The following is a 25,110-nucleotide window of genomic DNA, read 5'->3' on the forward strand; positions in this document are numbered from 1 at the left end:
CGCAGGTTGTTGATACGACCACCGTGCTCGGCGTAATCGCCGTGGGAGAAGTTCAGGCGCATGACGTTCATGCCGGCATCCAGCATTTTAGCCAGCATTTCTTTGGATTCGGTCTTGGGACCTATGGTGCAGACGATTTTGGTCTTTTTCATGTCAGTCTTCATGGTTAAGGAGTTTCCGCCGTGCAATATACACCAGTTTTTGGATACTTTTTATGATCCAGAAACAACGTTTTGACCAGATAACGTTTTCTTTTCAGGGATAACGTTTTCCTCCCGGTTACTTTTTAGGGCATAAATTAACTGGTTTTCGCAGATCTGGCATAAATGTTGCCATATGTGTCTCGGCGCCGGTTAGCCTCGTCAGATGTTGTAAAATGACGATCCTTCCCTGTCATCAAGCCGTCATCAGTCTCGACAAGAATAGACCCGGTTACTGAACATGAGAGCCGCAATATGGCGCCCTATCTGCTGATACTCTCCCTCGCCCTGCTCGGGATGCAGGCACTGCCCGCCAGCTGCTGGCCGGATGATCCAGCGCCTCTGGAGGGGGCCGTCAGCGCCCTTGAGCTTGCCGAATTGCACCAGATGCTGGCGGCCAGTGAACCCTTTCTCTCCCGCCCAGCCTGGCAAGAGCTGCGTCAGGCCAGTCTGCTTGGCTGGCATCCACAATCCCGCTGAAAAGCGTGTGATGAGCAAGAAAAGGGAGGCCAAGCCTCCCTTTTCTTGTCTTATTGCTGCTTGTTCAACCGGGTGTCACTCAGTTGATCTTGCCCATCTCGATGGCGAAGCTGGTGGCCAGCTGGGCAAACTTGAGGGCATGGCCGGCCGAGGCATCGGAGTTTTGCAGGGTATCCTGCGCCGTGTGGATCTTGGGGTTGTAGTCGTTGAAGCGTGACTCGAACGGCATGGCGGCGGGATAGCCCTGATTGTGCCAAGAGGCGTGATCCGAGCAACCGTAGCCGCAGCTGTCATAGCCATAGCTTATTTGCGGCAGGTAGGCGTCAAGCAACTGGGTGAGATAGCCGGTCAGTCCCTGGTCCGTGTAGTCGGTCATGAAGACGATATCCTCAACCGAGCCCTGATAGTTGGTCATGTCCAGCTGCAGTGCGGCCAGTACCCTGGTGTTGGCCGCCTTGTAGCGGGTCGCTATGTCCTTGGATCCGCGCAAGCCCACCTCTTCTGCCGCATAACCGATAAATTGCAGGGTGCGCTCCGGCTGGCGGCCCTGCTCGGCGATGACCCTCAGTACTTCGGTCAGGGTGGCGATGCCGGAAGCATCATCGTCGGCGCCCGGGGCCAGGGTGCGGCTGTTGGGAGCCGAGCCTGCGGTGGAGTCGAGGTGGCCGCCGAGCACCACGACTTCGTCAGGATAGCGGCTGCCCTTGAGGGTCAGCACCACGGATTGCTGCGGATAGCCGCTGTGTTTGACCCGGCTGACGCTGGCCCAGGGCAGGGCACTGCCGAGGCTCTGCCACTGGCTGGCGACCCAGTCGGCGGATTGCACCCCGGTTGTGGTGGTGTAGTAGCGGTTGCGCCAGCTGGAGAGCTTGCTGATGGTGCCCACTATGTTGCCCTGATCCAGATAGGGCAGCAGCCGGTTGACACTGGCACCCTGAGTCAGCGGCGGCGGGCTGAACAGGTTCTGGCTGAGGGGTTGGGCCATGCTCTGCAGCGCATCTGCCAACGTGCTGTGAACCACATAGCCGCCACAGCGTTGGTGGCCTTCATGCATCAGGTGGGAGAGGGTACCCAGCTCGCTCGCCTCTATCTGGGCCAGCTGGATGGGGGCGCCGCTGGCGCTGAACAGGGGGGCCAGCTTGGCCTTGACCTGCCTGAGTTCGACGCCGCTATCGGCACCGACCGTGATCCAGACGGGTTCAGCGGCCTGCACGGCGAGGGGCAGCAGGGGGAGCAAGAGGGCGGTCATAAAGGGTTTCATGTCGGATCCTTCCGGGTATTGTCACAGGTGACTAGCATGGGTGGGTGTCATAAGACGACCACCCCAGTCTAGCCAAGGGGGCGTTCACCGGATCTGCCCATCTGGTATGTGGGCTCCCCCGTCCGGTGGGGGCCGCTGCACAATCTGCTGTTTACCATCGGGCTTGTCCCGAGCTGGCCGGAGCTTTGTGCTGACAAGGAGGCGGGTGGCAGTGTGGTTGCAAGGTGGTACCCAAGGTGCCCCGGCTGGGGGGCTGACGAAGGGAGCCAAACTGTGCCATGGCGCTGAGGTGCATTCGGGATTGCCGATATGACTCATCAGCCATCGTCAGCACGATTCAGTCACGGATGGACTGCGGGATAAACGAAAGGGGCCATGGGCCCCTCTCTTGTCTGGTGGTGACGAGCTTATGCAGGGGCGCCAGTGGTTTCCGCCAGCATGCCGAGCGCTATCTCCCGCTCCCCCATGATCACCTTGTCTGCCCCCTGCCGGGTGAGGAAGTGAACCTCGTCATCGCTGTGGGCACGGGCTATGACCCGGATGGCCGGATTGATCAGTCTGGCCTGGGCGATGGCCTCGCCGGCCTCGAAGCTGTTGGGGATGGCTACCAGCAGCCAGCTGGCGTCGGCGATGGCGGCGCGACACAGCACCTCATCGTTCGCCACGTTGCCATTGATATGTGGGATCCCGGCCTGGTGCAGGCTCTCCAGCCGGTGCGGATCCTGTTCTATCACCACCAGCTGCCGCCCGGCGGCTTGCAGCCCTTCCACCAGCAGGCGGCCGACCCGGCCAAAGCCCACCAGCACAGTGTGCTCCTTCATCTCGACGGCCGGACACTTGCACTCGGCCAGTGCCCGGGTGTTGTCGGCATCAGGGTGCTTCTCCAGGTAGCGCTCGACGGCGTTGAACACCAGGGGGTTGAGCATGATGGAGAGGCTGGCACCCACCAGGATCAGATCCCGGGCCGCTTCCGGCACCAGCTTGAGCACGATGGCGAGCCCTATCAGGATGAAGGAGAACTCGCCGATCTGGGCCAGGCTGGCGGAGATGGTGAGCGCTGTGCGCTGGCTGTAGCGAAACAGCCGCACTATGGCGTAGGCCGCCACCGACTTGCCGAACATGATGATGAACAGGGTGGCCAGCACCGCCAGCGGATCCGTCAGCAGCACAGCGGGATTGAACAGCATGCCCACAGAGACGAAGAAGAGCACGGCAAAGGCATCCTGCAACGGCAGCGTGTTGTTGGCGGCGCGATGGCTCAGCTCGGAGCTGTTCATGACGATACCTGCGAAGAAGGCGCCGAGGGCGAAGGAGACGCCGAACAGCTTGACCGCCCCGAAGGCGATGCCAAGGGAGCCGGTCAGTACCGCCAGCGTGAACAGCTCGCGGGAGCCAGTGCTGGCGGTGTGAGCCAGCAACCAGGGAATGAAGCGGCTGCCCACCACCATCATCAGCGCCACGAACAGGGCGACCTTGCCGAGGGTCCAGCCCAGATCCAGCGCTATGCTCTGCCAGCTCATGCTCTGATCGCCGTGCTGGATATTGGCGAGTATGGGCAGCATCACCAGCGCCAGCACCATCACCAGATCCTCGACGATGAGCCAGCCGATGGCGATGCGCCCCTGCAGGGTCTCCAGATTCTGGCGGCTCTCCAGCGCCCGCAGCAGCACCACTGTACTGGCGGTGGAGAGGGCGAGGCCGAACATCAGGCCGGCGGTGAGATCCCATCCCAGCAGGGAGGAGAGCCCCATGCCGAGCAAGGTGGCGACCGCTATCTGGACTATGGCCCCCGGGATGGCAATCTTCTTCACCGACATCAGGTCGCTGAAGGAGAAGTGCAGGCCGACCCCGAACATCAGCAATATGACCCCCAGCTCCGCCAGCTCGGGCACCAGCGCCATGTCGGCCACATAACCCGGTGTGAAGGGGCCCGAGATCACCCCGGCCGCCAGATATCCCACCATGGGGGAGATCTTGAGACGATGGGCAAGCATGCCGAGTACGTAGGCGAGCACGAAGCCGCCCACCAGAGTCGTGATAAGGGGAAGGGAGTGGTCCATGTCGTCACCTCGCTAATGGCAGTCAGGGGGCTACCAGATCACCGCAGGGGATGAAGAGGGCAGCTGTCAATGAGCAGGGGGCGAAAGAGACAGATGTTGGCCGCAGCGAACACTGGATATTGGGGACAACAGTTGTCGTTTCTGTTGAAAAATAATACAAATTTTTCCTAAAAGCAATATTTATCCACATTTTGACGCTTGTTTGCGATTAAAGGTGCATAAGTGTTGAAATGTAGGGGGAGAAGAGACAGTTTTATCCATTTCGTTGGCAGGAATAATTCATCGTTGATGATTTTTACTGTATGAGTGGGTGCCAGCACGCCACAAGCACCAAGGCGACCCTGAGGTCGCCTTGGTGAAGAGATGCTGGCACTCATTCGCCCTTGGCAATGCCCTCGCGTCTCGGATCGGCGGCGCCGAACCAGCCGCCGGCATTGCGCTCGACCCCTTGCAGACCCGAGGTCTGCTCGCTCAGTACCACTTCGTGGCCTCTGGCCTTCAGTTCCTCGGCCACTGACATGGGCGTACGTCCCGCCTCCAGCTCGGTGGGGCCGTTGCGGCTGCCGAAGTTGGGCAGGTTGATGGCCTGCTGCAGGTTCAGCCCCCAATCCTGGGTGCCGAGCAGCGTCTTGCCCACGTAGTTGATGATGGCGGAGCCCCCCGGCGAGCCCAGTGTCATGGTCAGCTCGCCGCTTGGCTTGTCAAACACCAGCAGGGGGGACATGGAGGAGCGTGGCCGTTTGCCAGGCTCGACCCGGTTCGCCACCGGCAGACCGGCGGCATCCACCGAGGTGAAGGAAAAATCGGTGAGCTGGTTGTTGAGCAGGTAGCCGTTGACCATCAGCCGCGAACCGAAGCCATCCTCGATGGAACTGGTCATGGAGACCGCCATGCCCGCCTTGTCGACGATGGAGACATGGCTGGTGGAGGGGAGCTCGGGGGTCGCATCCTTGCCGCGAGCCAGTGCCAGCGGCGGCGTACCGGGCTGGGCGATCCCCATGGAGCGCTCGCCGACAAGCTTGTTCCGCTCGGCCAGATAGCCCTTGTCCAGCAGCCCCTTCACCGACACGCTGACAAAATCGCTGTCTGCCACATACTGGTTGCGATCGGCGAAGGCGAGCCGCGCCGCCTCGCTGTAGAGATGGATGGCATCGCTTGATGCGGCAAGCTGACCTTCTGGCGTCGTCACAGGTTTGAGGGCCGCCATGTTGCGGCTCTCCAGCATGCCGAAGATCTGTCCCAGGGCTATGGTGCCGGAGGAGGGGGTCGGGAAGCCGCAGATCTGGCTCTGACGGTAGTCAAAGCAGAGGCCGTTGCGCAGTTTGGCGCGATAGCTGGCCAGATCGGCCGCCGCCAGCACACCGGGATTGGTGGGATGCTGACGCACCTTGGCCACCATGGCCTCGGCCAGCGGCCCCTGATAGAAGGCATCCGCCCCCTGTGTGGCCAGGGTCTTCAGCACCCGGGCCAGTGCCGGGTTGGTAAGCGTGCTGCCGGCAGGCCTTGGTGTGCCGTCGGGCAGATAGAAGTAGGCGCGGGCATCCGGGTCTTTGGCGAGATAGGGGTCTTTTGCCAGCAGGGTGGCGAGGCGCGGGCTGATGACAAACCCCTGCTCTGCGAGGGTGATGGCGGGCTCGAACAGCGCAGCCCAGGGCAGCTTGCCATAGCGCTGATGGGCCAGCGCCAGCGCCCGCACAGTGCCAGGCGCGCCGACCGAGCGACCGCCCACCACGCCGTCATAGAAGGCCATGGGCTTGCCATCCTTCATGAACAGCTGATCCGTGGCGGCGGCGGGCGCGGTCTCGCGACCATCCACAGCCGCGACCTTGCTGCCATCCCACACCAGCAGCAGGGAGCCGCCACCGATACCGGAGGATTGCGGCTCCACCAGGGTCAGTACCAGTTGCACGGCGATGGCGGCATCGACGGCGCTGCCGCCCGCCCGGATGATCTGGTAGCCCGCATCCACTGCCAGCGGGTTGGCCGCAGCCACCATGAAGCCATGGCCCTGCCAGCCCTGTTTGTCTGTCCAGCCGCTTGCCGCTTCCGGGGCGATCAGGGTCTGGGGGGGCGGGGCATAGTGAAAGCCCTTGTCACTGGCACAACCGGCCAGGAGGGCGAAGGCAACGGCCAGCCCTGCGGGTTTGAGCAACATGACACTCTCCTTGTCTGTTTTATGAGCGCGAAGGACGACTATGTCACGATTGGCACTGGTTGCTCAAGTTGTTGAACCAGATCAATACCTTACTCATTTATCAATAAAGGTCATGTGCCGCAGACACAAAAAAACCGCCACTCGGGCGGTTTGTGCAATGCAAGCAGGCGTTGATCAGATGGACTGCTCTTCGCCACCCAGGGCGGCAAACAGTGCCGGGATGAACTGGGCCAGCTCGGCGGTCACCAGGGCGAAGTCCGCATCCAGACGGGCGGCGGGATCTTCGCTGGTCACGTCGTCGTTCTGCTCGCGCAGCTCTTCGCTGAATTTCAGGCGCTTGATGGAGAGGTCGTCCCCCAGCACGAAGCTCAGGGTCTCGCCCCAGTTAAGAGCCAGCTTGGTCACCAGCTTGTCGTTGGCCAGGTGGTTCTTTATCTCGTCGGTCATCAGATCCTGCTGCTTGCAGCGGATGATGCCGCCGTGCTCCATGGCACTGCGCAGCTCGGCTTCGTCTTCCAGTGCGAAGGTGGCGGGCAGGTTACCCTCGCTCAGCCACTCTGTCATGGTGATCTCGGGCGGGTTCTTGAGCGCCACCGGCACCACCGGCAGGGTGCCTATGCTCTTGCGCAGCAGGGCCAGCAGATCGTCCGCCTTCTTGGCGGAGCCTGCATCCACCACCATCAGATTGTCGGCCGGGTTGATCCAGGCGAAGGTCTGGCTGGTACGACTGAAGGCACGAGGCAGCAGGGTGTGGAGTATCTCCTCCTTCAGCGCTTCCTTCTCTTTCTTCTTGAGGGCGCGGCCCTGCTCGAATTCGATCGCTTCTACCTTCTCCGCCAGCATCTCCTTGATGACGGTACCCGGCAGCATCTTCTCTTCCTTGCGGGCACAGATGAGGATGTGTCCTGAGGCGGAGTGGGTCAGGGTCGAACCGAATTTGCCAAGGGGCTTGACCCAACCGAACCGGGACATGTCCTGACTGCCGCAAGGGGTGAAGGCACAGGCCTCGAGCTGGGTTTCCAGCTGATCCACTGTCAGGTCAAAGGGGCGGGTAAAGCGATAAATCTGCAGGTTTTTAAACCACATGGCGTCCTCGGTCTCATAGATTGTCCGGCGGGCATTGTACTAGAGAGGCGCTTTGTGATCAGCCAATCATTCTCGTAAAAAAAGGACGATCGAGTTCACAGGGAGTCATGTTCGTCCCCAACCCTGTCATCAAAGTCCCCTAGACTGCGGGTGTTCAGATTGTTAACAAGGATGCAAATATGTTGAGGCCGAGTCGGTCCGAGGACATGGAAGAGATCGTCGAAATCTGGTTGCTGGCCTCCCTGCAGGCCCACGATTTCGTCGATGCCTCCTGCTGGTGGCAGGCCCAGGAGGATCTGCGCACCCGCTATCTCGACCACGCCCGCATCTGGGTGTTCGAGGAGCGCGGCGAGCTGCTCGGCTTCATGGCACTGGTGGAGGATTACCTCGCTGCCCTGTTCGTGCGCCCTGACCGGCAGGGGCGTGGCGTGGGCCATGCCCTGCTGCAGGAGGCCAAGGCGCAGGGGGCCAGATTGCATGCGCGGGTGTTCGTGGAAAATGCGCAGGCGGTGCGCTTCTACCGCCGCCACGGTTTCGTGATCCAGGGGGAGGAGTCGGATCCCCTCACCGGTCATCCCCAGTACAAGATGTGTTGCGAGCCCGCCTGAATCTGACGCCACCGGCCTGTTTTGCTTGAAAAGAGAGGCTGGCATCCTCATCTTGTCTCCATCGGGTGCCGCTGGCACCTCTCCTGGATCCGAGTCGATTTCTCATGAAAATCCTGCATACCGCCGACTGGCACCTTGGTCATCAACTCCATGGCCATGAACGCCGCTTCGAACACGACAGCTTCCTCGACTGGTTGACCGATACCATCAAGCAGCGGCAGATCGATGCTCTGCTGGTGGCGGGCGATCTGTTTGATACCGCCAATCCCCCCGCCAGCGCCTGGCAGCAACTCTACCGTTTTCTGGCCAGGCTGCGGGCCGAGATGCCCCACCTCAACATGGTGCTGATCGGCGGCAACCACGACTCCCCCTCCAAGCTGGATGCCCCTCACGAACTGCTGCGCGCCTTCGACTTGCATCTGGTGGGCAGCATCAGCCGTGACAGTGAGGGCAAGCTTGAGACCGACCGCCTGCTGGTGCCGCTGCAAGACAGGGAAGGCAAGGTGGTCGCCTGGTGCGCCGCCGTCCCCTTCCTGCGCAGCAGTGACCTGAGGGTTGAACAGCTTGAAGAGGGGCAGGATCGGCTGATTGAGGGGGTACGGCGGGTCTATGAAGAGGTATTGACGCAAGGTCGCGCGCGCTGCAAACCCGATCAGGCACTGATCGCCATGGGCCACGCCTATCTGGCGGCAGGCCAGCTCTCCGAGCTTTCAGAGCGGCGGGTGCTCGGTGGCAACCAGCATGCCCTGCCTGCCAATATTTTTGCCAGCGCCGACTACACGGCGCTCGGTCACCTCCATCTGGCCCAGAGCCCGGCCGAGGGTGTTCACTACAGCGGCTCGCCACTGCCGCTCTCGCTGGCCGAGGCCAACTACAACCATCAGGTGCTGGAAGTGACGTTTGAGGGGGGCAAATTGGTGGGCATGGAGCGGATCCCTGTGCCCCGCGCGGTGGAGATGATCCGCCTGCCCGAGAGCGAACTGGAAGGGGCGATCAAGGCCATAGAGGCCTTGTCCCTGCCAGCGCTGCCCAGCGAGGCACAACCCTTCCTCGAAGTACGACTGCTGTTGCCCAGACCCGAGGCCCGCATCCGCGAACGCATCTTGGCGGCGCTAGCGGGCAAGCCGGTACGCCTGGCCCGTATCAGTACCCGCTATCTGGGCTCTGGTCAGGGGCTGGCCGATGGCCAGAACCAGCGCAGGCTGGATGAGCTCTCCCCCACTGAGGTGTTCAGGCTCTGCTATCAGCGCCAGTTTGACGGTGAACCCGAGGCCGAACTGGTCGCCTCGTTTGAAGAGATATTGCAACAGGTGAAGGAGTCCGGTGCATGAAGATCCTGTCCCTCAGCGGTGAGAACCTGGCCAGCCTGACCGGCTCTTTCACCATCGACTTTACCAAGGGGGCGCTCGGCGCCGCAGGGCTGTTTGCCATCACGGGCAACACGGGTGCCGGCAAGAGCACCTTGCTCGATGCCATCTGTCTGGCGCTGTACGACGAGATGCCGCGCTTTATCGCCAATCGCAAGCACGTGGCCGAGGTGGGCCGAGCGGATGACGAGGAGAAGCTCAAAGCCAACGACGTGCGGGGCATCCTCAGTCGCGGCCACGCCAGCGGCTGTGCCGAGGTACGGTTTCGCGGCTGCGATGGCCGCATCTGGCTGGCCCGCTGGGCGGTGCGCCGGGCGCGCAACCGTTCCGAGGGGCGTTTTCAGGCCCAGGAGCGCAGCCTGGCCGACGTGGCGTCGGGTCAGGTCTTCTCCGGCAGCAAGCGGGAGCTGCAGGATCGCATCGATGAACTGGTGGGGCTCTCCTGGGAGCAGTTCCGCCGCGCCGTGATCCTGCCCCAGGGGGAGTTCGCCGCGTTTCTCAAATCGAGCGCCGACGAGCGCTCCGCCCTGCTCGAACGGATGACGGGCACCGAGCTCTATTCCGCCATCTCCATCCAGACCCATGAACGGGCGCGGGAGGAGCAGCAAAAATTGGCCGCCATCGGGCAACGGCTCGGCGACGTGGCGCTGATGGACGAGGCGACCCGCGAGCAGTGGGTCGCCCAGCAGTTGGCGCTCTCCACCAGCCTCAAGCACGAGCAGCAGCAGCGCCAGCTGTTGCAGGACTTGCGGGACCTCAACGATCGCATCGCCGCCCAGTTGCTGGCCTGCGAGGAAGGACAGACGGCACTGGCCGCCGCAGAAGCGGCTCACGCCCAGGCGGCTCCCGAGCGGGAGGAGTTTGGCCGCGCCGAGCAGGCCCAGGTGGCCCGCGCCGATCACGATGAACTTGCTCGTCTCACCCTGGAAGTGCAGCAGCAGGAGCAGCTCATTGGCCAGCTGGGTCCCGAGCTCGAACAGGTCGAGCAGACCCAGCAGCAGGCCGCGCTGCGCGAGCAGCAACTGCTGGCCGACAAGATAGCCGCCGAGCGCGAATGGGGGGCGCTGCAACCCGAACTCAAGCGGGCCCAGGAGCTCGATACCCGCATCAGGGAGAAGAGCAGCCAGTTGCAGGAAGTTCAGCAGCAGGGGGCGCAGGCCCGCGCGCTACAAGTCGCCCTGCAACAGGAGTGGCAACAGCAGGCGAGCCGGGTGCAGGCGCTCGAGGTGCGGCGTCAGCAATGGGCGCTCTGGCTCGAGGAGCGCAAGGCGCTGGCACCCCTGGCACGCCAGTGGCAACCCCTGCTGGCAGCCATGCAGGATTGGGCCGAGGGACGGGATCAGCTGCAACATCTGCTGCAAAGCCGTGAGCACAAGAGCCATGCCCTGCGGGATCTCAACAGCCGGCTGGAGCAGGGACAGCAGGAGCGGGACTACTGGCAGCAGGAGCGCGCCCGGCTGCAACAGCAGCACGACCAGTTGCAGGCGCAGGAGTGGGATGGTCAGGTCGCCAAGGCGCAGGAGCAGCGTCAGACCCAGACCGAGCAGCTGGCACGGGTGCGCCAATTGCTGGAGCTGGCGGAGGCAGGCCGTAATCACAGCGAGCAACAGGAGCGCTTGTTGCAAGAGATGGCGCTGCTGGAGCAGCACCTCACCCGATTGGCCATCCAGCACGAGGAGCTGGTGCCTGCGCTGGAGCGACTCGGGCTTCAGCGTGACGAGGCGCGCCATGCGCTGGATCAGGCCCGTGCCGTCGCCAGCTTCGAGCAGTATCGTCACGTGCTCAGCGATGGTACGCCTTGCCCGCTGTGTGGCGCAGAGGTGCATCCCTATCGCCAGAGCCAGCCGCAGGTGGCCGGTATCCTCGCCCAGCTGGCCGAGCGTGCCCGCCAGCTGGAGCTGGAGTGGGAGCGACTCAATCATCAACATATTCAGGGAGAGAGCGAGCGCGTCGAGCTGACTCGTCAGCTGGTTGCCCGCCAGCAACACCAACCCGAGCTGGAGGCGAGAGCCGAACAGCTGACCCAGCGCTGGTTGCAGTGGGGTGGTGAGACCTTGTTGGGCCACGGGCTGCCTTTGCGGCAAAGCCCCGCGGAGTGGGCGGATCTGCTGGCGCATCTCTTGGCACAGGGGGAGGCGCTGGAGTTGGGTCTGGTGGCCGGACAGCGACAGTTGCAACAGGCCCAGCAAGGCCAGCAGATGCTGATGGGGCTGCGCAATCAGCTGACTCAGCTCACAACCCGCCATCAGCAGTTTGAACAGCAGTGGCAGGAGGCCGAGCGGCAGAAGATAGAGTGGGAGGCCGAGCTCAAAGCGCTGGCCGAGCAGGAAGTCACACTGCGCCAGCGCCTGGTTCAGGGTGAAAGCCGGCTCGATGAACAGATGGGGGCCGAACCCTGGCGTCAATGGCTCGGCAGCCGGCAGTGGCTCGAATGGCAGCAGACCTGCGAGGCCTATTTGCAGGGACAGCGCGAGTGGGAGCAGCTGGGCAGCGAACTTGCCAGCCTGACCCCGGCGCTCAGTGCGCAGGAGGCACGGGTACAGAGCCAGAATGAACAGCTGCACAAGCTGGAGCGCGACTACAAGGAGGCCGAGCAACAGCGCCAGGGACTGCTGGCCAGCCGCGAGGCGTGTCTTGAGGGGCGTGCCATCGCCGAGGTCGAGGGCGAGTGGCAGCAGCGACTTTCACGGGGTGCCAATCAACTCGAAGAGGCGGTGGGCGCACTGCGGGCCGCAAGGGAGCGGCAGACAGAGCTCAAGACACGGTTGACCCATCTTGAGCAGGACAAACAGGTGAGCAGTCGCCGCCGCCGCGAGGTACTGGGGCGCTGGGCTGCCCATGCCACCAGGCTCGGGATTGCCGAATATGATCTGCGACGATTGCTGGCCATCCATCCGGAGGAGCTCAAGGCCCGCCGCACAGCACTGCAAGGGCTGGATGATGCCCTGGCCGAGGCGCGTACCCGGCTGGCCGAACGCCAACGGGCGCTGGCGCTGGAGGAGGTGAAACGGGAGCGTTATCGCGAGCATCACGGCGAACTGACGGCGCTCTCCACCGAGGCCCTTGCCGAGCGCCTTGGTGCTTGCGAGTCCCATTGCCGCGAACTGGAGGAGCAGCTGTTCCAATGCAAGAGTACGCTGGCCCAGGCCGAGGCGGCGGCCCTCAAGGCGGGCTCCTTGCAAGAGGAGCTGAGTCGCCAGCAGGCAGTGACGGATCACTGGCTGCGGCTGTCCGAGCTTATCGGCTCCGCCAGCGGCGCCAAGCTGCGCACCTTCGCCCAGAGCCTCACTCTTGAGCGTCTGTTGCTGGAGGCCAATGCCCAGCTCGGCGAGTTGTCGCCGCGTTATCGACTGGAGCGGGTACCCGGCACGGATCTGGCGCTGCAGGTGGTGGATCTCGACATGGGGGACGAGGTGCGCTCTGTGGACTCCCTCTCCGGCGGCGAGAGCTTCCTGGTGTCGCTGGCGCTGGCGCTGGCCCTCTCCAGCCTATCGTCGCGCCAAACCCAGGTCGAGTCGCTGTATATCGACGAGGGCTTCGGCACCCTGGATCCGGACAGCCTGGATCTGGCGCTGTCCAGTCTGGACTCGTTGCAGGCGGCCGGCCGCCAGATCGGCGTCATCTCCCACGTACAGACCCTGGTGGAGCGGATCGGTGTGCAAATTCGGGTCGAGGCCCTCGGCGGTGGTGAGAGTCGGGTGGTGTTGCCCTGATGGTGGCGCTTCAGCCATGGCAAAAGGCCCCTGTCAAAGGGGCCTTTTTGTTGGCGTGTTCAAGGCGGGTGCTTATTTCCGCTCGGGCAACATATTGGTCAAGGTGTTGTCCTTGAGCACATGGTGGTGATAGATGGCTGCCGCCGCATGCAGGGCGATCAGCGCATAGCCTATGTTGGCCAGCGTTTCGTGCAGATCCTTTATCGTCCCCTTCAGAGCATCATCCGGCGCAAGCAGGGCGGGCAGCTCACATCCGAAGAAGGGGATGGGCTTGCCGCCTGCGCTGAGGAGCAACCAACCCAGCAGCGGAGCAAGGATGAGAAAGCCATACAGTGCCAGGTGGGCGAGGTGACCCAGTGTTCGCATCAGGGGTGACAGGGTGGGCACTATGCGGGGTGACGGGCTGCTAAAGCGCACCAGCAGCCGTACGACGACCAGCGCCAGAATCAACAAGCCCACCATGAAGTGCCACTCCTTCATCAGGTCACGGCCGGCCGAGCCCTTGGGGAAAATATCCCTGAACTCCATCAATGCGTAGACGGCCATCATCAATAGCAGGGTCAACCAGTGCAGCCCGATACTCAGGCTGCCATAACGCTGTTCGGTATTTTTCAACATGCTCGTGTCCTTCTCGGGGCGCTCATTGCATCACGTTTTATCTCGTTGGGCGGGCTTGGGATGGCCGGACCTTGGTGTGTCCCTTTCCATGTTACGAGGCTTGTCCGGGCAAACATTGATCCAGATAACCTTTTAACAATGAATGCTCATCCCGCTGGCTGTGGTTGCACCTTTCATCACGGAGCTATGCTTCTGATAACCCTGCCCGCTATGGCAGTGATGACGAGGGTTTGATCCATGAAACATGTCGGCTTGGGTAAGGGTCTCCTGTTCATGTTGTGCGCCCTTGTGGCCGGGGGGATGGGGAGCAGCAATGGCCACCTCTCTGCGGCCGAGTCTGAACATCCAACGCGCTTTTCTGCCTATCTCGGCCTGTTGCCAGGGCTCATCGACTCCGATGGTAGCGGCCCCTTCGTCAATCTGGTCAAGGCTATCGCCGATCTGGACGATGGGGTCGAGGTGAGCGTGATGGTCTATCCCATGTCGCGGGCAACCCGCAGTGTGGTAGTGGGGGAAGCGGACTTCAATCTGCCCGCGTTGCGCAATCCCTATATCGATGAATCCATGCTCCCCTATCGTTTCAGTTCTGTGACCTTTGGCAAGGTCACCCATGTGCTTTACAGCAACAGCACAGCTCCGATTACGCCTGCCATGGTACTCGGTTATGAGTACACCAAGCGCGATCTGCTCATCGAGGGGGTGAGCGACTTCTGGCCCTTCTCGGTCAAACGTTCCCTCTCAATCGAGCAGTCCCTTGGCAAACTGAGCAGGGGCCGTATCGACGCCTTTCTCTGGGCGCAGGAGGAGGCCGATTTTGCATTGAGGAAGATGGGGCTGACCAATATCCACCGTGTCTATTTCGGCGAGTTCGACGATGTGTTTATTATCCCGAAAGGAGAGAAGGGGGATAGGGTGGACCGCTTCCTGACACAGTCCATCGGCAAGCTCAAGGCCTCCGGTCAGCTGGACAAGATCTACTCTGCCATCCACGGTCCCTATCAGGAGTGGCAACCGGGAGAGAACACTGCGACCAAGGTGGTCCGAGAGGCTCAATAAGCGGATTTACCCAGCCTGCGGACTCACTTACTGTTGAGCGAAATATTGGTAAGGGAAATACCTTGAACATATCCGAGTCAGCGATATTGAGCGAACTGCAGCAGATCCTGTTTCGATCCTTTGATGTGATCCCGATACCGATCCTCATTTCAGAGGCGGTCTGTGGTGACACTCTTGGCACAATACCAACAACCCTGTCGAACATTCCCATCCGGCATCACAGGTTCGTGAATCAGGCCTTCTCTGCACAGCTGGGTTACACCCTGGCCGAGTTGCCGGATATGACAGCCTGGTTTGCGACTGTCTATCACGATGAGCAGACCAGAACTCAAGCCATCCAGGACTGGAATCAGGTTGTCATGACCAGTCTGGCCAACGGCTCTGCCGTGGCGGAGATGTCTACCCGGATTTACTGTAAGAATGGCCAGCATCGCTGGTTTACCATCACAGCCCAATTGACGGCCGATGCCATGCCCGGCTGGCACATAGTGACGTTTCGCGACATTCACGATCTGCACAGCATGATAGAGGAGGTCAGTCGCCTCTCCTGTACCGATCCACTGACAGAACTCAGCAACCGGCGCGGAGCCGAGCAGCAGCTGCAGGCGCACTGGCTGCAGGGGCGACCTTTGTCAGTGGTTCTGTGCGATGTTGATCACTTCAAGCAGGTCAACGATCGATACGGTCATCCCGCCGGGGACGCGGCCTTGTGTGGGGTTGCCCGCATCATGGAGGAGCAGTTACAGGGAAAGGAGTGTCTGGCGCGCTGGGGAGGGGAGGAGTTCCTGCTGATCCTGCCGGGAGCGGATGCCTCCCGGGCGGTCTCCCTTGCCGAGCAACTGCGACAGCTGTTGTCTGCCAGTCAGATAAATTGGCACCATCACAATTTCTCACTGACGATGAGTTTTGGCTGCGCCACGCTGACGACGGGGCAAAGCCTCGACAACCTGTTGCTGGTGGCGGACAGGGCGCTGTATCAGGCGAAGGCGCAAGGGCGAAACCGGGTGTTGTTTGGCAAGGAGTAGTCGGTATTCACTGCCATTTTTTCATAAAAAAACCGAAGCACATGGCTTCGGTTTTTCGTTGCAGCAACTGGCTTGAGCCAGCCGTGCATTATTTTTTGATGCGGATCACCGGGGTCTCGCCCACAGTCACAGCACCTGTCATCTTGATCAGCTCTTTGATCTCATCCATGTTGGAGATGACAACCGGCGTCAGGGTAGACTTGGCTTTCGCTTCCAGAATGGCCAGATCGAACTCGATGATGGTGTCGCCGCGCTTGACCTTTTGACCTTCCTGAGCGATGCGGGTGAAGCCTTCGCCTTTCAGTTCAACGGTATCGATACCGAAGTGAACGAACAGCTCGATACCAGAGTCGGATTCCAGCGAGAACGCGTGGTTGGTCTCGAAGATCTTGCCGATGGTACCATCGCACGGTGCAACCATCTTGTTGCCAGCCGGCTTGATGGCGATACCGTCGCCGACGATCTTCTCGGCGAAGACAACGTCAGGCACATCTTCGATCGGTACGATTTCACCTGACAGCGGGGCAAAAATTTCGATGCCACCTGTATCAGAGCTATCGTCGGAAACCAGTTTCTTCAGTTTATCAAACAGACCCATAGTAAAAGCTCCTAGAGATGATTGTCGCTGTTTGCAGCCGATCTTAGCAGACTGCCTTCTGCTTAATAAAGTTATCTACACAGGCTTCGATTTCGGCGGCAGTTGCGTAGCTCAGTGCCTGGTCAGCCATTGCCTTCACATCTTCGAAGTTGGTGTTGCGGATAAGCTTCTTGATACGAGGTACAGAGATGGCACTCATGGAGAACTCATCCAGACCCATACCCAGCAGCAGCAGTGTGGCGCGTTCGTCACCAGCCAGCTCACCACACATACCGGTCCACTTGCCATTGTCATGGGAAGCGTCGATAACCATCTTGATCAGGGTCAGGACGGAGGGTGACAGCGGGTTGTACATGGCGGAGATCATCTCGTTACCACGGTCGACGGCCAGGGTGTACTGGGTCAGGTCGTTGGTACCGATACTGAAGAAATCCACTTCTTTAGCCAAATGATGAGCCATCACGGCAGCAGCCGGGGTCTCGATCATGATACCCACTTCGATGGATTCATCAAAGGCTTTGCCTTCGGTGCGCAGTTCGGCTTTCAGCTTCTCTACGGTGGCCTTGAGGCTGCGGAACTCTTCGACTGAGATGATCATCGGGAACATGATGCGCAGTTTGCCAAAGGCAGACGCACGCAGTATGGCCCGCAGCTGGGCATGCATGATGTCTTCGCGATCGAAGAAAATACGCACGGCACGCCAGCCCAGGAAGGGGTTCATCTCTTTCGGGAAATTCATGTACGGCAGTTCTTTGTCGCCACCAATGTCCATGGTACGGACAATGATCGGCTGATCCGGCATGGCCTCTGCCACTTCTTTGTAGGCCTTGAACTGCTCGTCTTCGGTCGGCAGCGCATCGCGATCCATGAACAGGAACTCGGTACGGTACAGACCCACGCCTTCGGCGCCATTGCGGATGGCACCTTCGGTATCCTTGACGGTACCTATGTTGGCGCAGACTTCGACCTGGTGACCATCCAGGGTGATGGCAGGCAGGTCTTTCAGCTTGGCCAGCTCATCTTTTTCAGCCTGGAACTGGGCCTGGAATTGCTTGGCTTCGTTCAGCTGCTCGGCGGTCGGGTTGATGATGATCTGGTTGTTGATCGCATCCAGTATCAGCATCTCGCCATTGTTGACGCGCTCTGTGATGTCGTTGGTGCCCACTATGGCCGGCAGCTCAAGGGAGCGCGCCATGATGGAGGTGTGAGAGGTACGGCCACCGATATCGGTAACGAAACCCAACACATATTTCAGGTTGATCTGGGCAGTTTCGGACGGAGTCAGGTCTTTGGCGACCAGGATGACCTCTTCGTCTATGGTGCTCAGATTGACAACGGCGATGCCCAGCACGTTCTTCACCAGACGGGTTCCGATGTCACGGAAGTCGGTGGCGCGCTCGCGCAGGTAGGGATCGTCCAGATCGGCCATCATCTTGGCGTATTGCTCGATGACCTCGTAGACGGCCTTATCAGCGGTGGCCTTGTTGTCTTTGATGAAGGATCTGATATCCCCTTCCAGCTCCTCATCTTCGAGCAGCATGATGTGGCCTTCGAAGATGGCCTCTTTTTCCTCACCGAAGGTGCGACCAGCCATGGCTTTGATGGCTTCCAGCTGTGCAGCTGACTTGGTGCGGGCTTCGAGGAAGCGGTTGATCTCGGCGTCAATCTGGTCAGCAGAAATCTTGCCCTGATTGATAACGATTTCATCTTCTTTAAGAAGAAGCGCCTTACCGAATGCGATACCGGGGGACGCAAGAATGCCAGATATCATAATCCTTCCTATTAAAACGACTGTGGGGGAGGAATAAAGCTGGATTACTCCAGCTCGTCCATCAGGGCAACCAGCTTCTCAACGGCTTTCTGAGCGTCCGGGCCGTCGGCCTGGATGGTCACGTTGGTGCCTTTGGTCAGGCCCAGGGTCTGCAGCTTGAACAGGCTCTTGGCGCTGGCGGATTTGCCACCGGAGACCACAGTGATCTCGCTTTGGAATTCTTTGGCTTCTTTCACGAACTGAGCTGCCGGACGGGTGTGCAGGCCGTTTTCAGCAGTGATAACAACAGACTTCTCGTACATGGTTTCACCCCATATTATTGATATTTTTTGGAGAGATGGATGCTTTTGACGCTTCCTTGTCTCACCGTGTCAGTATGGATATGTTGTAAAGTAACGAAATCAGACCTGCAATGGTTTAATCCAGGTCAATTTTCTGTGCAGTATTCGGTGTTTGCCGCTACTCTTTTCCGTTATCGCGCTACAAGCCGCAGAAATACTGGCTTGAAATTATTTTATAACGAAAAATAACACTTTGTTACTTTGTGATACCTAGTCGGCAAACACCTCGTGACGCCGCACAGGATATGAAATTTATCACAGGATGTCTGCTTTTTTTGTCACTCGTTTGTTTGTTATTTTACCCCAAAAAATAAGGGGCCGAGTGGCGCTGCCAAGTGCTCAGTCTAGCTCATAAAGAAACGGCGCTCCTGGGAGCGCCGTTGTTTTGAAATTATCCGATCACTTACTGCTGCAACTCCTGCTCGCTGAACACGCCGGCAAACAGCGCGCTGGAGAGATAACGCTCGGCGGCACTCGGCAGTATGACGACGATTGTCTTGTCGGCAAACTCCGGCAGCTCGGCCAGACGGGCGGCAGCCACGACGGCGGCCCCGGAGCTGATACCGGCCAGAATGCCTTCCTCTTCCATCAGACGGCGTGCCATCTCGATGGCATCATCGCTGCTCACCTGTTCGACGCGGTCCAGCAGGGTCAGGTCCAGGTTGCCCGGGATGAAGCCGGCACCAATGCCCTGGATCTTGTGGGGACCCGGTTTGATTTCGAGACCGGCCAGACGCTGGCTGATCACCGGTGATTCGCTTGGCTCGACGGCCACCGAGATCACGGCCTTGCCTTTGGTTTGCTTCAGGTAGCGGGAGACACCGGTAATGGTGCCGCCTGTACCTACACCAGCCACGAATACATCCACCTGACCGTCGGTGGCATCCCAGATCTCGGGGCCAGTGGTCTTCTCGTGAATTTCCGGGTTGGCCGGGTTTTCAAACTGTTGCAGCAAAACGTATCTGCCCGGCTCGGATTCGAGGATCTCGTTGGCCTTGGCGATAGCGCCTTTCATGCCAAGAGGGCCTTCGGTCAGCACCAGATTGGCACCGAGCGCCTTGAGCAGCTTGCGGCGCTCCAGGCTCATGGTGGCCGGCATGGTCAGGGTGATGGGATAGCCACGGGCGGCGGCCACAAACGCCAGAGCAATACCTGTGTTACCACTGGTGGGCTCGATGATCTCCTTGCCCTGGGTCAGTACGCCGCGCTTCTCGGCATCCCAGATCAGGTTGGCACCGATGCGGCACTTGACGCTGAAGCTCGGGTTGCGGCTTTCAATCTTGGCCAGTACGCGGCCCTTGGTAACACGGTTGAGTCGAACCAGCGGGGTGTGACCTATGGTCTGGCTGTTGTCCTCAAAAATTTTGCTCATGGTGCTATCCCTGTTTGTTACGGCGATGAAACAAGATTACCCTGTGGTTTCTGAATGAGAAGTGACGATTTGTTATAACAATATGTTATTACAAGATATAGAGCTTATTCTTTCTTACTGAGGCCTCGATCTCAAAAAGGTCTCTTATCGTCAAAGGAATGGACGTTATGGGATTTGCAGGAAGCGATCGCTATCTCGCCTCAGAGGCGCTGAAGATGGCGGTCAATGCGGCTATAGTGCTGGAAAAACCGTTACTTATCAAAGGTGAACCTGGCACTGGCAAGACAGAGCTGGCCGAGGCCGTGGCCAGTTCGCTCGGCACTCACCTCATTGCCTGGCACATTAAATCCACCACCAAAGCCCAGCAGGGGCTCTACGAATATGATGCAGTGGCCCGGCTGCGTGATTCCCAGCTAGGGGATCCGCGAGTGGGGGATATCAGTCATTACATTCGCCAGGGCAAGCTGTGGCAGGCGTTTACCGCTGATGAGCGGCCTGTGCTGCTGATCGACGAGATAGACAAGGCGGACATCGAATTCCCCAATGACCTGCTGCTGGAGCTGGATCGGATGGAGTTTGACGTCTACGAGACCGGCGAGCGAGTCAAGGCCCGCCGGCGCCCCGTTGTCATCATCACCTCCAACAACGAGAAAGAGCTGCCGGATGCCTTCTTGCGTCGCTGCTTTTTTCACTACATTCGCTTTCCCGACAAGGCCGAGATGCAGGCCATCGTCAACCTGCACTATCCGAACCTGAAAGCGGCGTTGCTGGATGAGGCCATGACGCTCTTCTTCGAACTGCGGGAAGTGGAAGGGCTGCGCAAGAAGCCCTCTACCTCCGAGCTGCTGGACTGGATCCGGCTGCTGCTGGCCGATGATATCTCTCCCGAGGCAATGCGCACCCGCGAACCGGGCAAGCTGGTCCCGGCGCTATACGGCGCCCTGCTGAAGACGGAGCAGGACTTGCACCTGTTCGAGAAGTTGGCCTTCCTGGCCCGTCGCGGCAACTGACATCATGCTGATCGACTTTTTCAGCCAGCTGCGTCGTCACAAGATCCCCTGTAGTTTGCGCGAATTGCTGGACTTGCACGCCGCGCTGGCAGCCCGGCTGGTCAGTATCGACATGGACGACTTCTATCAGCTTTCCCGCTGCCTGCTGGTCAAGGACGAGGCGCATTTTGATCGCTTCGATCGCGCCTTTGCCGAGTATTACGACGGTCTGCAGGCCAGCCCCTTGCTGCCCGACGCCTTACCTGATGAGTGGCTACGCAAGGAGTTTGAACGCTTGTTAAGTGCCGAAGAAAAGGCGCTGCTGCACTCTCTGGGTGGACTCGACAAGCTGCTTGAAACCCTCAACCAGCGATTGGCGGAACAAAAAGAGCGCCATGCCGGCGGCGGCAAGTGGGTGGGGACTGGCGGCAGCAGTCCGTTCGGTCACGGCGGATTTCACCCGGAAGGGATCCGCATGGGGGGAGAGGGCCAGCATGGCAAGGCGGTCAAGGTGTGGGAAGCCCGCCACTATCGCAACTTCAGCGACGACTCGCCCCTGGGTCAGCGTGCCATCCAGCTGGCCCTGCGCAAGCTCAGACGCTGGGTGCGCAAGGGCAATCCTGACGAGCTGGATCTCGACGACACTATCAAGAGCACAGCCCGTCAGGGCTGGCTGGATGTAAAGCTGCGACCCGAGCGCCACAATGGTGTCAAACTGCTGGTCTTCTTCGATGTGGGTGGCTCCATGGATGCCCACGTGGCCGAGGTGCAGCGGCTCTTCTCGGCACTGCGCCACGAGTTCAAGCATCTGGAGTATTTCTACTTTCACAACTGTCTCTACGACTTCGTCTGGCAAGACAACGCCCGTCGCTTCGAGGAGCGGTTCGACACCCTGAGATTGTTGCGCACCTACGGCAGCGACTACAGGGTGATTTTTGTGGGGGACGCCAAGATGGGCCCCTACGAGATCAGCTGGCCCGGCGGTGCCGTTGAGTACTGGAACGAGGAGGCGGGCCAGGTATGGCTCGCTCGCCTGCAGCAGCACTTTCCCAGGCTGGTGTGGATCAATCCCATCCCCAGGCGCGAGTGGCTCTGGCATCCCTCCATCAAGTTGATGAATGACGTGGTTGGCGGGCGTATGCATCCGCTGACGCTGGCTGGTCTCGCCGCAGCGATCGATCAGTTGTAATGACCTCTCTACCCAAATAAACCAACAAGCCGGGATTGCACCCGGCCAGGAGCAAAGATGACTTCTATCGTGATCAGTGGATCAGGCCTCTATACCCCGCCTTTTGCCGTCAGCAATGAAGCGTTGGTGACCGCCTTCAACCAGTATGTGGACCTCTACAACGAGGAAAATGCCTCCGCCATCGATGCGGGTCAGCTGTCCGCCAAGCAGCACTCGAGCTGCGAATTCATCGAGAAGGCGTCCGGCATCAAGAGTCGCTATCTGGTGAGCAAGGAGGGGGTGCTGGACCCTGACATCATGCAGCCCTTGCTCCCCGAGCGGGCCGACGATCAGCCCTCCATCATGGTGGAGATGGCGGTCGCTGCCGCCGAGCAGGCGCTGATTGCCGCCGGCCGGGAGCCGGGTGAGATTGATCTGGTGATAGTGGCGGCTTCCAACATGCCAAGGCCCTATCCGGCGCTTTCCATCGAGTTGCAACACTATCTGGGGGCGAGCGGCATGGCCTTTGACATGAACGTGGCCTGCTCATCCGCTACCTTTGGCATCAAGACGGCGGCGGACATGCTGGCGGCAGGCACCGCTAAACTGGCGCTGGTAGTGAACCCGGAGATCTGCTCCGGGCATCTCAACTTTCGTGACAGGGACAGCCACTTCATCTTCGGCGATGCCTGTACCGCCGTGCTGCTGGAGCGGGAGGCCGATTGCAAGGTGGCCAACCCCTGGCAACTGGTGGCCAGCAAGCTTGTGACCCAGTACTCCAACAATATCCGCAACAACTTCGGCTTTTTGAACCGGCTCAGTCCGCGTACCCGTCATGGGGATGACAAACTGTTCCGCCAGCAGGGGCGCAAGGTGTTCAAGGAGGTGCTGCCGCTGGTGTGCGATCAGATTGTCAGTCAGCTGGATGAGCAGGGCTGGACGGCGGACTCCTTGAGCCGACTCTGGCTGCATCAGGCCAACCTCACCATGAACCAGTTCATCGGCCGCAAGCTGCTGGGCCACGATGCCAGTCAGCAGGAGGCGCCCGTGATCCTCGACAGCTATGGCAATACCAGCTCGGCGGGCTCGGTCATCGCCTTCCACCTGTTTAACCAGGACCTGCCGAGCGGAGCCCGCGGCGTGCTCTGCTCCTTCGGCGCTGGCTACTCGGTAGGGAGCCTGTTGTTGCAGCGCCTGTGAGCGTCACCATCCGGCTGCGGTAGCAAAAAACCACCTGAACGGGTGGTTTTTTTCATTGGTTGAGGCAGGTGGAGATCAGGCGGGCTCAATAGCCGACACCAGACAGTCGGGCTCTGTGATGCGAAAACGTACGTTGAGATCAAACAGTCTGACGCCGTACTCCTTTTCGTCCGGCTTGCCTTTCTTGTAGGCGGGGCGAGGGTCCTGGGCCAGCACTTCGCTCACCAGCAGACGAAGCTCGGGGTGAGCCTTGAGCCAGGGTTGCAGCTGCAGCTCCGCTTCGGGGGTGAAGCTGACCACGAGAGGCGGGGTGGGGGCCTCGGGGGCAAAGCCGCCACGGGCGTCCGGCAGACTGTCGGCATAGGGAATATAGGGCTTGATATCGACGACAGGAGTGCCATCCAGCAGATCCACTGCGCCGAGCTCCAGCCACAGTTTGCCACGCTCGCGACCAACGCCGTGCAGCTCGACCACCGACAGACCCAGCGGGTTGGGGCGGAAGGTGGAGCGGGTGGCAAAGACTCCGACCCGTTCGTTGCCGCCCAGGCGCGGCGGACGTACCGTCGGGTGCCAGCCCTGATCCATGGTCTGGTGAAACACGAAGCTGAGCCACAGATGGGAGAACTGCTCTATGCCGCGCAGCACGTCCGGCTGATCGTAAGGAGGCAGCAGATCGAGGCGGGCGCGGGCCGATTTGACCAGACCGGGCTGGCGGGGGATGGCGAACTTCTCCTTGTAGGGAGAGCGGATGATCCCGAGGGTGTCGATTTCGAACTTCATGGCGGATCCTGACTGAAAACCCCGGCAATTTAGCACAGGCAGCCTCAAAACGCAGGTTCTGCCTCGCTACGCTCATTTCCCGCGTCCCGTCCCATACCGGCACTCGGGGAGCTGTACCCCGGCACCAACTTGCGTAGGGTGAGGGCAGATGGAGCAGGGGATGGCATTCGCGCTCTGCTCTGTGGCGAAGGCGTTCAGATGGCGCCGGATTGGAGATACATGGATGAAATTGCTGATTATCGGTGGCACCGGCTTTCTGGGTCGTCACCTCACCACGCTGGCGCTGGATTGGGGGCACGAGGTGACGCTATTCAACCGGGGCCGGCATCAGCACCCGGACTGGCGTGACCTGATTCAGCTCAACGGTGACAGGGACAAGGATCTGAGCCCCCTGCAAAGCCAAGGGTTGCGCTGGGATCTGGTCATAGACACCTGCTGCTACCGTCCCGAGCAGGCGGTGAGCCTCTCGGCAGCCCTGCTCGGGCGCTGCGAGCGGCTGATCTTTATCTCCACCATCAGCGTCTATTGCGACTTCGCCAGCCGGGGCATGGATGAATCGGCACCGTTGCACGAGATTGCCGAGGGGGAATTGCCCACCGATTACGGTCCGCTGAAGGTACTGTGCGAAGCTGCGTATCGTGCTCATTGGGGCGAGCGGCTCTGCATCCTGCGCCCCGGCGTGCTGTGCGGCCCCTTCGACCCGACCGGCCGTCTGGCCTGGTGGGTGAAACGGGTGCAGCAAGGGGGGCCCTGGTTGCTGCCGGGGGACGGGCAGGATCGATTGCAATACCTGGACGTGCGCGACTGCGCCGAATTTGTGCTGCGCGCTGCCGAGCAGCAGCTGGGTGGCTGTTTCAATCTGCTCAAACCCGGTATTGCGCTGGTGGACTGGCTGGATCGCATCACCGCCAGACTGGCGCCCGCCACACAATGGCAAGCACAGTGGCGCCCCTGGCCCGAGTTGCTGGCCGCCGGAGTCGAACCCTGGCAGAGCTATCCCACGCTATTGCCAAACGAGCTGGCTGAGTATGCCGGCTATGGCCGCATCAGTGCCGAGGCAGCCATAGTGCAGGGGCTCAATTTTCGACCGCTGGAGGAGACGGTCGCCGATCTGATGCAATGGTTGATGGACAACGAGGGAGCCGTGGTGGCTGGTATGACTGCGGAGCAGGAGGCTGCGCTGCGTCGGCGCCTGCTGGTTGGCAGCCTGCAGTAGGGCTTATCCTGTCTGAATGGTGATTGCAGTGAAAGAGGGCGTCCGT

General features: G+C 60.4%; 21 protein-coding genes. 10 read left to right on the plus strand and 11 right to left on the minus strand.

Annotated features, from left to right (window positions below):
* A partial coding sequence (locus OKC28_RS18570; RefSeq protein WP_270688371.1) for a pyruvate kinase occupies positions 1-152 on the minus strand: 152 nt, incomplete at its 3' end.
* A gap of 303 nt (positions 153-455) precedes the next feature.
* Between OKC28_RS18570 and OKC28_RS18575 the strand changes: the two genes are divergently transcribed.
* Positions 456-680: a hypothetical protein gene (locus OKC28_RS18575; protein WP_270690811.1), complete on the plus strand. Its 225-nt coding sequence runs from the start codon at positions 456-458 to the stop codon at positions 678-680.
* A 79-nt stretch (positions 681-759) separates the two neighbouring features.
* On the opposite strand, the gene OKC28_RS18580 is transcribed toward OKC28_RS18575, so the two are convergent.
* The 4 genes from OKC28_RS18580 to rdgC all read right to left on the minus strand — a co-directional run bounded on the left by OKC28_RS18580 (position 760) and on the right by rdgC (position 7,242).
* A complete protein-coding gene (locus tag OKC28_RS18580; RefSeq protein WP_096118827.1) occupies positions 760-1,941 on the minus strand; it encodes a M28 family metallopeptidase in 1,182 nt (393 codons plus the stop codon).
* A 407-nt stretch (positions 1,942-2,348) separates the two neighbouring features.
* Positions 2,349-4,001, minus strand: a complete 1,653-nt coding sequence (gene ybaL, locus OKC28_RS18585) for a YbaL family putative K(+) efflux transporter (protein WP_270690813.1) — start codon at positions 3,999-4,001, stop codon at positions 2,349-2,351.
* Between the two features lie 373 nt (positions 4,002-4,374).
* A complete protein-coding gene (gene ggt, locus OKC28_RS18590; RefSeq protein ID WP_270690815.1) occupies positions 4,375-6,156 on the minus strand; it encodes a gamma-glutamyltransferase in 1,782 nt (593 codons plus the stop codon).
* Positions 6,157-6,330: 174 nt separating this feature from the next.
* Complete coding sequence (gene rdgC, locus OKC28_RS18595; RefSeq protein ID WP_005312334.1) at positions 6,331-7,242, minus strand: recombination-associated protein RdgC; 912 nt, start codon at positions 7,240-7,242, stop codon at positions 6,331-6,333.
* Positions 7,243-7,421: 179 nt separating this feature from the next.
* Between rdgC and OKC28_RS18600 the strand changes: the two genes are divergently transcribed.
* The 3 genes from OKC28_RS18600 (at position 7,422) to OKC28_RS18610 (ending at position 12,930) form a co-directional block, all read left to right on the plus strand.
* Positions 7,422-7,850, plus strand: a complete 429-nt coding sequence (locus OKC28_RS18600; RefSeq protein ID WP_005312341.1) for a GNAT family N-acetyltransferase — start codon at positions 7,422-7,424, stop codon at positions 7,848-7,850.
* A 104-nt stretch (positions 7,851-7,954) separates the two neighbouring features.
* Positions 7,955-9,181, plus strand: a complete 1,227-nt coding sequence (locus tag OKC28_RS18605) for an exonuclease SbcCD subunit D C-terminal domain-containing protein (protein ID WP_270690819.1) — start codon at positions 7,955-7,957, stop codon at positions 9,179-9,181.
* Positions 9,178-12,930, plus strand: a complete 3,753-nt coding sequence (locus tag OKC28_RS18610; RefSeq protein WP_270690822.1) for an AAA family ATPase — start codon at positions 9,178-9,180, stop codon at positions 12,928-12,930. Before OKC28_RS18605 ends, OKC28_RS18610 begins: the two co-directional genes overlap by 4 nt.
* 72 nt (positions 12,931-13,002) lie before the next feature.
* Here the strand turns inward: OKC28_RS18610 and OKC28_RS18615 are convergent, their stop codons facing one another.
* A complete protein-coding gene (locus OKC28_RS18615) occupies positions 13,003-13,548 on the minus strand; it encodes a cytochrome b (protein ID WP_125606427.1) in 546 nt (181 codons plus the stop codon).
* 237 nt (positions 13,549-13,785) lie between these two features.
* Here OKC28_RS18615 and OKC28_RS18620 point away from each other — a divergent pair, with 237 nt between their 5' ends.
* Together OKC28_RS18620 and OKC28_RS18625 are read left to right on the plus strand one after the other, a co-directional pair.
* On the plus strand, positions 13,786-14,604 hold the full coding sequence (locus tag OKC28_RS18620; protein WP_333562745.1) for an ABC transporter substrate-binding protein: 819 nt from the start codon (positions 13,786-13,788) through the stop codon (positions 14,602-14,604).
* A 62-nt stretch (positions 14,605-14,666) separates the two neighbouring features.
* Entirely contained in the window at positions 14,667-15,629 is a 963-nt protein-coding gene (locus OKC28_RS18625) for a sensor domain-containing diguanylate cyclase (protein ID WP_270690826.1), read from the plus strand.
* Positions 15,630-15,717: 88 nt separating this feature from the next.
* On the opposite strand, the gene crr is transcribed toward OKC28_RS18625, so the two are convergent.
* The 4 genes from crr to cysK all read right to left on the minus strand — a co-directional run bounded on the left by crr (position 15,718) and on the right by cysK (position 19,711).
* Positions 15,718-16,227 (minus strand): PTS glucose transporter subunit IIA, encoded by a 510-nt coding sequence (gene crr / locus OKC28_RS18630; RefSeq protein WP_005312365.1) that lies wholly within the window; start codon positions 16,225-16,227, stop codon positions 15,718-15,720.
* Positions 16,228-16,270: 43 nt separating this feature from the next.
* Complete coding sequence (gene ptsI, locus OKC28_RS18635; protein WP_099992128.1) at positions 16,271-17,998, minus strand: phosphoenolpyruvate-protein phosphotransferase PtsI; 1,728 nt, start codon at positions 17,996-17,998, stop codon at positions 16,271-16,273.
* Positions 17,999-18,042: 44 nt separating this feature from the next.
* Positions 18,043-18,300: an HPr family phosphocarrier protein gene (locus OKC28_RS18640; protein ID WP_005303128.1), complete on the minus strand. Its 258-nt coding sequence runs from the start codon at positions 18,298-18,300 to the stop codon at positions 18,043-18,045.
* A 442-nt stretch (positions 18,301-18,742) separates the two neighbouring features.
* Positions 18,743-19,711, minus strand: a complete 969-nt coding sequence (cysK, locus tag OKC28_RS18645) for a cysteine synthase A (protein ID WP_005312371.1) — start codon at positions 19,709-19,711, stop codon at positions 18,743-18,745.
* 167 nt (positions 19,712-19,878) lie between these two features.
* On the opposite strand from cysK, the gene OKC28_RS18650 reads away from it, so the two are divergent.
* From OKC28_RS18650 to OKC28_RS18660, 3 genes are read left to right on the plus strand one after another with little or no spacing between them, the layout of a single operon-like run.
* Positions 19,879-20,721: an AAA family ATPase gene (locus OKC28_RS18650; RefSeq protein ID WP_005312374.1), complete on the plus strand. Its 843-nt coding sequence runs from the start codon at positions 19,879-19,881 to the stop codon at positions 20,719-20,721.
* Between the two features lie 4 nt (positions 20,722-20,725).
* Complete coding sequence (locus OKC28_RS18655) at positions 20,726-21,889, plus strand: vWA domain-containing protein (RefSeq protein WP_270690829.1); 1,164 nt, start codon at positions 20,726-20,728, stop codon at positions 21,887-21,889.
* 57 nt (positions 21,890-21,946) lie between these two features.
* On the plus strand, positions 21,947-23,068 hold the full coding sequence (locus OKC28_RS18660; protein WP_021139122.1) for a beta-ketoacyl-ACP synthase III: 1,122 nt from the start codon (positions 21,947-21,949) through the stop codon (positions 23,066-23,068).
* Between the two features lie 75 nt (positions 23,069-23,143).
* Here the strand turns inward: OKC28_RS18660 and tsaA are convergent, their stop codons facing one another.
* A complete protein-coding gene (gene tsaA / locus OKC28_RS18665; RefSeq protein WP_059113697.1) occupies positions 23,144-23,848 on the minus strand; it encodes a tRNA (N6-threonylcarbamoyladenosine(37)-N6)-methyltransferase TrmO in 705 nt (234 codons plus the stop codon).
* Positions 23,849-24,071: 223 nt separating this feature from the next.
* Between tsaA and OKC28_RS18670 the strand changes: the two genes are divergently transcribed.
* Entirely contained in the window at positions 24,072-25,064 is a 993-nt protein-coding gene (locus OKC28_RS18670) for an NAD-dependent epimerase/dehydratase family protein (protein WP_270690832.1), read from the plus strand.
* Positions 25,065-25,110 lie beyond the last annotated feature (46 nt).

Source organism: Aeromonas sp. D3 (assembly GCF_027705025.1).
Taxonomy (GTDB): domain Bacteria; phylum Pseudomonadota; class Gammaproteobacteria; order Enterobacterales; family Aeromonadaceae; genus Aeromonas; species Aeromonas salmonicida.